Origin of the sequence: Crocosphaera sp. (assembly GCF_030064895.1) — a bacterium.
Lineage (GTDB): Bacteria > Cyanobacteriota > Cyanobacteriia > Cyanobacteriales > Microcystaceae > Crocosphaera.
This window is the reverse complement of the sequence record NZ_JASJEB010000144.1, coordinates 1-9408: the sequence shown is the minus strand read 5'-3', so window position 1 is coordinate 9408 and position 9408 is coordinate 1. Positions and strand designations below refer to the sequence as shown.

Genomic DNA, 9408 nt, shown 5'->3' with positions numbered 1-9408 from the left:
ATAACGACTAGCTTTATGAAGATAATCATCAACTTTTTGATTTCGACATCTAGTAAGACGACGAATTTTTTGGGAACTTTGTCCATTACCTTTCAGTAAGGACTGTAAGAATGAGCGACGTTTATTGTAAAATTGATTTGCCTACTTTTGTGGGAAATTCAATAAGGAATTCTAATTTTATTGTCAACCAATTTTAAGGCTTGCTTAGGATAAGTGACAAGAGACAATCCTCCTTTTTTTCTGTATGACCGAAGACGAGGTTTATCCGTCAACTCTCCTTTTCTATACTTTTTGCTTAACTCCTTATACAATTAAAAGTTGATAGGTTATGATGCCAAGACTATGATCGAATTGACACCCGCAGCCATAAAAGAAATAAAACGAATGCAAAATAGTCGTCAACAACCTGATAGTTACTTTCGTTTAGCAGTTAAACCAGGGGGTTGTGATGGACTGTATTATACCTTTGACTTATGTGATAGCCAAGAAAATAGCGATCGCCTTCACACCATAGAAGACATTTCCCTACTCATCGATGAACAAAGTTTAAACTATTTATCAAACCTACGCTTAGACTACGCAGAAGACTTAATGGGAGGAGGGTTTCGCTTCCATAACCCCTTAATTACTACTTCCTGTCGTTGTGGTTTATCCTTTACCATTAAATAAACATGAAACCATAGCAATTAACATTGACAGAGCATAGAATATATTGGTATGATGGCAATTTGTGAGCGATTTTATTAAATTAGAAATTGCAGCAGCTTTGTTATATGTGAAATTATGCCAACTATTCAACAATTAATTAGGAGTGAACGCTCCAAAGCCAAAAAGAAAACTAAATCTCCTGCCCTCAAGCAGTGTCCCCAACGTCGGGGTGTATGCACTAGAGTATATACTACCACACCCAAAAAACCCAACTCTGCCTTAAGAAAAGTAGCAAGGGTTCGCTTAACATCAGGGTTTGAAGTAACCGCTTATATTCCCGGTATTGGTCATAACCTACAAGAACACTCCGTGGTTTTAATTCGCGGAGGAAGGGTAAAAGATTTACCTGGAGTGCGTTATCATATTATTCGGGGAACCCTCGATGCTCAAGGGGTAAAAGACCGAAAACAAGGTCGTTCCAAGTATGGAACCAAAAAGCCCAAAGAGTAACATAAACACTCTTTCAATCAGCAATACTGAACCTTGAAAATAACAAATAACCTGACGGTTATTTGATAAAGAAAACCGTAATGTCAACTTAGTTCAAAGGAACAAACCACTATGTCTCGCCGAGGAAACATCAAAAGAAAGCCCGTTCCCCCCGATCCTATTTATAATAGTTGTTTATTAAACATGACCATCCGTCGAGTCATGAAAAGCGGTAAAAAATCTCTAGCTGCTGGTATCGTTTATGATGCCATGAACATGATTAAAGAGAGAACCGGAGAAGAACCCTTAGACGTATTTGAAAAAGCAATTAAAAATCTAACCCCCTTAGTAGAAGTAAAAGCGAGACGGGTCGGTGGTGCAACCTATCAGGTTCCTATGGAAGTTCGCCCATCCAGAGGCACTACCTTGGCATTACGCTGGTTAATTCGTTATTCTCGCATTAGAGGCGGTCGTACCATGGCCAGCAAACTCGCTAACGAGATTATGGACGCAGCTAATGAGACCGGGGCCGCCATGAAAAAACGTGACGAAACCCACCGTATGGCAGACGCGAACAAAGCCTTTGCTCATTACCGCTACTAAATAACTAACTGACTGAGAAATGTAAATTTTTCCAAAGAAAAGTATACAATTGTAAAGAGTGTAAACTGATAGACGGCCTCAACCAAGAAAAGGCAAAGCAGTAAGGAGGTAGCTGTGGCACGGAATATCCCCCTAGAAAGAGTGCGAAATATTGGTATTGCTGCCCACATCGATGCGGGCAAAACAACCACCACAGAACGCATTCTGTTCTATACCGGAATCGCATACAAACTCGGTGAAGTCCACGAAGGGACAGCAACAATGGATTGGATGGCCCAAGAACAAGAACGGGGCATCACCATTACAGCAGCAGCCATTACCACCAACTGGCTCGATCACCGCATCAACATCATCGACACCCCAGGTCACGTAGACTTCACCATCGAAGTTGAAAGGTCTATGCGAGTGTTAGACGGTGTGATCGCCGTATTTTGTTCCGTGGGAGGAGTTCAACCCCAGTCAGAAACGGTATGGCGACAAGCTAACCGTTACCAAGTTCCTCGTATTGCCTTTGTTAATAAAATGGACCGCACCGGGGCCAACTTTTTCAAAGTTTACCAACAAATCCGCGATCGCCTAAAAGCAAATGCGGTTCCCATCCAGATACCCATCGGCACAGAAAGCGAATTTCGTGGCATTGTAGATTTAGTGAGGATGCGGGCGAAAATTTATCAAGATGATTTGGGACAAAACATCGAAGATACAGACATTCCAGCCGAATATCTAGAACAGGCCGAGGAATACCGCGCTAAACTCATCGAAGCTGTAGCAGAAATCGATGAAACCCTCCTAGAGAAATATCTCGAAGGGGAAGAACTCACAGAAACAGAAATTAAACAGGCACTACGGAGAGGAACCTTAGATAAGACCATTATCCCCATGTTGTGCGGTTCTGCTTTTAAAAATAAAGGGGTACAACTGCTATTAGATGCAGTAGTTGATTATTTACCCTCCCCCCTAGATGTTCCCCCCATCACCGGGTTGTTAAAAGATGAAACAGAAGACAGCCGCAAAGCAGACGATAATGAGCCATTTTCTGCCTTAGCCTTTAAAATAGCTTCCGATCCCTACGGTCGTTTAACCTTCATGCGAGTCTATTCTGGGGTCTTAGAAAAAGGTAACTACGTTTATAACGCCACCAAAGACCAAAAAGAGCGTATATCTCGTTTAATTGTTCTAAAATCTAACGATCGCATCGAAGTAGACGAACTGCGGGCTGGAGACTTAGGTGCCGCCATTGGCCTGCGGAATACCATCACCGGGGATACCTTATGTGATGATAAACATCCCATACTCCTAGAATCTTTATACATCCCAGAACCAGTTATTTCCGTAGCTGTAGAACCCAAAACCAAGCAAGACATGGAAAAACTTTCCAAAGCCTTGCAGGCCCTATCCGACGAAGATCCCACCTTCAAAGTTAGTATTGACCCCGAAACCAACCAAACCGTGATCGCCGGCATGGGAGAACTACACCTAGAAATTTTGGTGGATCGGATGTTGCGCGAGTACAAAGTCGAGGCAAGCGTCGGTAAACCCCAAGTAGCCTACCGTGAAACCATCCGTAAACCTAGCGAAGCAGAAGGCAAATATATTCGTCAAAGCGGAGGTAAAGGTCAATACGGTCACGTAGTGGTGGAACTGGAACCCGCCGAAGCTGGCAGTGGTTTTGAGTTCGTTTCTAAAATTGTTGGGGGGGTAATTCCCAAAGAATTTATTGGACCGGCCGAACAAGGCATGAAAGAAGCCTGTGACTCGGGTATTATTGCCGGTTATCCCCTCATTGATGTTAAAGTCAGCTTAGTGGATGGTTCTTTCCACGACGTTGACTCCTCAGAAATGGCCTTTAAAATAGCAGGGTCTATGGCCATTCGAGATGCAGTCAAAAAAGCTTCTCCCGTTCTCCTCGAACCCATGATGGAAGTTGAAGTAGAAGTCCCAGAAGACTTCTTAGGCGATGTGATCGGGGATCTCAACTCCCGTCGCGGTAACATCGAAGGAATGAACACAGAAGACGGACTTGCCAAGCTTTCTGCTAACGTCCCACTAGCAGAAATGTTTGGTTATGCGACCGATATTCGGTCGAAAACCCAAGGACGGGGAATTTTCTCCATGGAGTTCAGCCATTATGCAGAAGTTCCTCGCAACGTCGCTGAAGCGATCGTCCTTAGAAACACAGGGAACGCCTACATTTATGACAGTGAATGATTATTTATTTATGAATCAGTGCATAGTTAACCATTGATAGTGGATAATAGACTATGGGTAACTGGTGACTAAAAAAAGATCACTGCTTAGAATACAGAAGACAAAAAAAGGAACAGTTAATTCATGGCACGCGAAAAATTTGAACGGACTAAACCCCACGTTAACATCGGTACTGTTGGTCACGTTGACCACGGTAAAACAACCTTAACCGCTGCTATTACCATGACATTAGCGGCGGCGGGTCAGGCAAAAGCCCGTAACTACGAAGATATTGATGCAGCCCCCGAAGAAAAAGCACGGGGTATCACCATCAACACTGCTCACGTTGAGTACGAAACCGAAGGCCGTCACTATGCTCACGTTGACTGTCCCGGTCACGCTGACTATGTGAAAAATATGATCACCGGAGCAGCACAAATGGACGGAGGTATCTTAGTGGTATCTGCTGCTGATGGTCCTATGCCTCAAACCCGTGAACACATCCTCTTAGCTAAACAGGTTGGGGTTCCTAATCTTGTGGTTTTCTTGAACAAACAAGACCAAGTGGATGATGAAGAACTCTTAGAACTAGTAGAACTTGAAGTAAGAGAACTGCTCAATGAATATGATTTCCCAGGAGACGATATTCCTATCGTCACCGGCTCTGCTTTAATGGCTGTAGAAGCTCTTAAAGAAAATGACAAACTCGGTCCTGGAGACAACGAATGGACTGATAAAATCCTCAAGCTCATGGAAGAAGTGGATGCTTATATTCCTGAACCCGAACGGGAAGTAGATAAACCCTTCTTAATGGCAATTGAAGACGTATTCTCCATTACTGGACGGGGAACCGTTGCCACCGGACGGATTGAACGGGGTAAAGTGACAGTAGGCGAAACCGTCGAGATTGTTGGAATTACAGAGACTCGTAGCACCACGGTAACTGGGGTGGAAATGTTCCAGAAAACCCTTGATGAAGGAATGGCAGGGGATAACGTGGGTTTACTCTTACGGGGTATTCAAAAAGAAGATATTGAACGGGGTATGGTTCTCGCCAAACCTGGCTCAATTACCCCTCATACCAAGTTTGAAGGTGAAGTTTACGTTCTCACCAAAGAAGAAGGGGGTCGTCATACACCTTTCTTCAAAAACTATCGCCCTCAGTTCTATGTAAGAACAACCGATGTAACCGGAACCATTACAGACTATACTGCTGACGATGGTAGTGCTGTGGAAATGGTTATGCCTGGCGATCGTATTAAAATGACTGTAGAGTTAATTAACCCAATCGCTATTGAAGAAGGAATGCGTTTTGCGATCCGTGAAGGTGGCCGTACTATCGGTGCCGGTGTTGTTTCTAAAATTACTGACGAGAAGTAAGACAACCAAACATTGAACAAGTGACCAGTTAAGGTAAGTTTAACTGGTCACTTAATTTTCTCAAAATTTCCATTGCTGTAAATTTCTGAACCTTGACAATTAAACATTATGGCTACTTTAGCACAACAAAAAATCCGCATCCGTTTAAAAGCTTTTGACCGTCGTTTATTAGATACTTCTTGTGAAAAAATTGTCGATACTGCTAATCGTACCGACGCAACAGCTATCGGACCCATACCTTTACCAACAAAAAGACGGATCTATTGTGTTCTGCGATCGCCTCACGTTGATAAGGACTCACGGGAACACTTTGAAACCAGAACCCATAGACGCATTATTGATATTTATCAGCCTTCTTCTAAGACTATTGATGCTTTGATGAAACTCGATCTTCCTGCCGGTGTGGAAATCGAAGTTAAACTATAGTATGAACTCCCCCAACTTTTGAGAAGTTGGGGTTTTCAAATTCCCCAAACTCCTATCATTTTGTTGAGATTTTTACAGCTAAAACTGATAACTTTTTAAGCTTCTCCCCCAACAACTACATCTTTAATACGTAAACTTGGTCCACCACAACCAACAGCTAAACCACTTTGTCCACCTTTACCACAACCTCCAGATTCATCCCAATAAAAATCATTTCCTATCCCTTCAATATTTGCTAAAGTTTTAAACACATTTCCAGATAAAGTAACATCTCGAACCGGTTTACAAATCTCACCATTTCTAATCATCCATGCTTCCCCTGCACTAAAAGTAAACATCTCACCGTTGGTCATCCCTCCCAACCAATTTTTAGCATAAACCCCTTCTTTTATACCTGAAAATAAATCCTTAACCGGCGTATTTCCTCTTTCGATCCAAGTATTAGTCATCCTTACCAAAGGAGGATAATGATAATTCAAACAACGAGCGTTTCCTGTGGGTTTTTCCTCTAATTTTCCGGCAGTTTCACGGGAATGTAAACGCCCCACCATCACCCCATCTTTAATTAATTGAGTTGTAGTTGCTGGCACTCCCTCATCATCATAATAATAACTACCCCGATGACCTTCTGGGGTTGCCCCGTCAAAAATTTGTAGGGTATCTGGTCCAAATTTTCGCCCGAAACTCATCACCTCCAAAAGATCAGGATTTTCGTATAACATATCCGCTTCTGAGAGGTGTCCAAACGCTTCATGAACGAACAATCCCGTTAAAATGGGGTCGATGACCACTGTATAGCGATCGCCTTTCACCGGAGGCAAAACCAAGGCATTGACGGCACGTTTGGCCGCACCTTCTACCTGTTCATCCAGTGCCAATAAATCATCATAACCCCGACGTGAGCCGGTGGTTTCTCGTCCCGTTTGTACCTTGTCCCCGTCCCTCGCAGTAGCAGAAAAACGCATTTCTAGATCCGCCCAAGATTGTTCGATTAAAGTGCCGTCTGAGGTTGCTAAAATCACGTTCTGATTGCTATCTCCATAGCGCACTACGGTACTGGTAATCTGGTCGTTTAAACCCCGTAGAATAGCGTTATAGTGGTCGCAGAGTGCCTTTTTTTCGGCTAGGGGAACTTGTCTAGGATCTCGTCCTGTGAGGGGTAGATGACAGCTTGCTTGGATAGGTGCAATGGCCGCTAAAATAGTTTCATCTTCCCCGACTAATTTCGCCGAGGCGATCGCTTCTTCAATGTGTTGGGGTAGGGTGGATAACTGGTTAAACGCAGCAAAACCCCATCCTCCTTTATAACACGCTCTAACTTGTCCTCCGGTGGAAATTCCTTCGCTGAGGGTATCTACCTTGTCACCTCTTAGCATGATGCTGGTTCCTTGGGAGGTTTCTAAGCGAATGGCCAAATAGTCCACGCGATCGCGGTTTTTAGCGATTAAATCGGTCAAAATGTTTTTATACTCAGTAAGATTAGTCATGAATTTGGGATTACAATTGACATCTAGGATCATTAAAATATTAATTAATAATGACTCGAAAAGAAAAACTGATCAAACGCCTTCTGACTCGGCCGAAAGATTTTACTTGGAACGAGATGAGGAAGTTATTAGCAGCACTAGGTTTTGAAGAAGTCAAAACGGGAAAAACAAGTGGCTCAAGACGGCGTTTTATTAATTCATCGGGTATCATTATTAGCCTTCATAAACCTCATCCTAACAATACTTTAAAAATGTATCAAATTGAACAGTTGATTGCTATTTTAAACCAGGAGGGACTGTTATGAAAAATATGATGGAATATCAAGGTTATTTTGGTTCAGTTAATTATGATGATCAAGAGCAAATATTTTATGGCAAAGTAGAGTATATCCGCAGTCTCATTAGTTATGAAGGCTATGACGTGAAGTCTCTTAGAGAAAGTTTTGTTGAAGCCATTGATGATTACTTTGTAGTCTGTAAAAATCAAGGTCTAGAACCCGAACAACCCTTTGCCGGAAACTTAACCATACAGCCTGGACCGGAATTACATAAACGTGCTGCTATTATTGCACAACAGCGAGGTATTGATCTTGATAAGTTGATTCAACAAGCACTTGAACAATACCTAAAATCCTAGCACTGAATTATAGGTTAATTTGGACATAATCAGCTATTGTAAATGTTTTTTAGTTGGTCATATAATTCATGATTTTAGAGTTATAGCAATAGACAGGCTAGTTAGGACACATAAATTATATTTTAAGGGAACAGGGAACAGGGAACAGGGAACAGAAAAATGTCCTAATAGCTTTGGCGACTGCTATACAATTGAGGGAATAAAGGGAACTTATTGGTTATTATTATGCTTCTAACCAGACAAGATTTACAAGAAATGCAGTCAGTCTATCCTGATTATCGTCTAGAATTAGTGGATGGAGAAATTATTGTTATGAGTCCTTCTGGATATGCTTCTGACGAGGTTGCAACAGAGTTTGCTAGACAATTAGGTAATTGGGTAAAACCTAAAAAATTAGGTCGTGTAACTGCTTCTAGTGCGGGATTTAATTTACCTGATTCCAATACAAGATCGCCTGATGTTTCTTTTGTAAAAGCAGAAAGATTGAAACAAAGTCCGCGTTCTTTTGCTGATTTAGCTCCCGATTTAATGGTAGAAGTTAAGTCACCTACGGACAGTTTAAGCAAAACGAGAGAGAAGATTCAAAACTTTTTAAATGTTGGAACTCAAGTAGGTATTTTAGTTAATCCTGATGAGCGCATTGTGGAAGTTTATAGAAACAATTATCCTGTACAAGTTCTTCAAGATGGAGATAGTTTAACCCTTCCTGAATTATTGCCTGGTTGGACATTATTAGTCTCAGAATTATGGCCAGTTGAGTTTGATTGAAACCTTAACAGTAGGGTTATTTATTATCGGCGATCGCAAAACATCTTTTTAACTAACATTTAATCTTTCTGTGTAAAGACAAATCTTAAACTTAAGGTGGGGATTGATCTAATGTTTTCGCTACAATGTCATGAATAAGTCACTATTTCTGAAAATTAACACAGGATTTATAATCCTAGTTTTCGGGTGTGGATTGCCTTTATTGCTTCATGATCCTGTCTGGGGACAAAAAGGATGTTCCGAAGCAGAGATTCAGGACACGATTAGACAATTGAATAAACCTTCGAGTGTTGAATTGCCAGAATCGATTGTTAACTGCAAAGAAAATTTAATTGACTTGTTAATAGGCGATCAAAAGCATTATCATGCTTTTGATCGCGGCAGTGTAGCCTTTGTTTTGGGTAGGATTGGGGACAAGTCACCAGAAACCCTTAACGCTCTGAGGACTGTCCTCACGGGGGAGAATCGGGATGATTATAGTCCTGTTCGCAGCAGAGCAGCCTCTGCTTTGGGTGAGATTGGGGACAAGTCACCAGAAACCCTTAACGCTCTGAGGACTGTTCTCACAGGGGAGAATCGGGATGATGATGCTGATGTTCGCAGCAGAGCAGCCTCTGCTTTGGGTGAGATTGGGGACAAGTCACCAGAAACCCTTCAAGTTCTGAGGACTGTTCTCACAGGGGAGAATCGGGATGATGATGCTGATGTTCGCAGCAGAGCAGCCTCTGCTTTGGGTGAGATTGGGGACAAGTCACCAGAAACCCTTCAAGTTCTGAGGACTGT

11 protein-coding genes are annotated in these 9408 nt (G+C 42.2%); 10 read left to right on the top strand and 1 reads right to left on the bottom strand.

The window, feature by feature from the left end:
• Window positions 1–342: 342 nt before the first annotated feature.
• The 6 genes from QNJ66_RS24585 (at window position 343) to rpsJ (ending at window position 5733) form a co-directional block, all read left to right on the top strand.
• Entirely contained in the window at window positions 343–669 is a 327-nt protein-coding gene (locus QNJ66_RS24585; protein WP_300511288.1) for an iron-sulfur cluster assembly accessory protein, read from the top strand.
• Between the two features lie 114 nt (window positions 670–783).
• Window positions 784–1158: a 30S ribosomal protein S12 gene (gene rpsL / locus QNJ66_RS24580; RefSeq protein ID WP_007310088.1), complete on the top strand. Its 375-nt coding sequence runs from the start codon at window positions 784–786 to the stop codon at window positions 1156–1158.
• A 111-nt stretch (window positions 1159–1269) separates the two neighbouring features.
• Entirely contained in the window at window positions 1270–1740 is a 471-nt protein-coding gene (gene rpsG, locus QNJ66_RS24575) for a 30S ribosomal protein S7 (RefSeq protein WP_300511287.1), read from the top strand.
• Between the two features lie 114 nt (window positions 1741–1854).
• On the top strand, window positions 1855–3948 hold the full coding sequence (gene fusA, locus QNJ66_RS24570; protein ID WP_300511286.1) for an elongation factor G: 2094 nt from the start codon (window positions 1855–1857) through the stop codon (window positions 3946–3948).
• A gap of 123 nt (window positions 3949–4071) precedes the next feature.
• Entirely contained in the window at window positions 4072–5307 is a 1236-nt protein-coding gene (gene tuf / locus QNJ66_RS24565) for an elongation factor Tu (RefSeq protein WP_300511285.1), read from the top strand.
• Between the two features lie 108 nt (window positions 5308–5415).
• Window positions 5416–5733, top strand: coding sequence for a 30S ribosomal protein S10 (gene rpsJ / locus QNJ66_RS24560; protein WP_007304701.1), 318 nt, complete (start codon window positions 5416–5418; stop codon window positions 5731–5733).
• 95 nt (window positions 5734–5828) lie between these two features.
• Here the strand turns inward: rpsJ and QNJ66_RS24555 are convergent, their stop codons facing one another.
• Entirely contained in the window at window positions 5829–7220 is a 1392-nt protein-coding gene (locus tag QNJ66_RS24555) for a TldD/PmbA family protein (protein WP_300511284.1), read from the bottom strand.
• 50 nt (window positions 7221–7270) lie between these two features.
• Here QNJ66_RS24555 and QNJ66_RS24550 point away from each other — a divergent pair, with 50 nt between their 5' ends.
• From QNJ66_RS24550 to QNJ66_RS24535, 4 genes are all read left to right on the top strand, one after another.
• A complete protein-coding gene (locus QNJ66_RS24550) occupies window positions 7271–7525 on the top strand; it encodes a type II toxin-antitoxin system HicA family toxin (RefSeq protein WP_300511283.1) in 255 nt (84 codons plus the stop codon).
• Complete coding sequence (locus QNJ66_RS24545) at window positions 7522–7857, top strand: type II toxin-antitoxin system HicB family antitoxin (RefSeq protein ID WP_300511282.1); 336 nt, start codon at window positions 7522–7524, stop codon at window positions 7855–7857. The genes QNJ66_RS24550 and QNJ66_RS24545 overlap by 4 nt, the downstream gene beginning before the upstream one ends.
• 225 nt (window positions 7858–8082) lie before the next feature.
• Entirely contained in the window at window positions 8083–8625 is a 543-nt protein-coding gene (locus tag QNJ66_RS24540; RefSeq protein ID WP_300511281.1) for a Uma2 family endonuclease, read from the top strand.
• A gap of 130 nt (window positions 8626–8755) precedes the next feature.
• The coding region (locus tag QNJ66_RS24535) for a HEAT repeat domain-containing protein (RefSeq protein WP_300511280.1) at window positions 8756–9408 on the top strand (653 nt) is incomplete at its 3' end.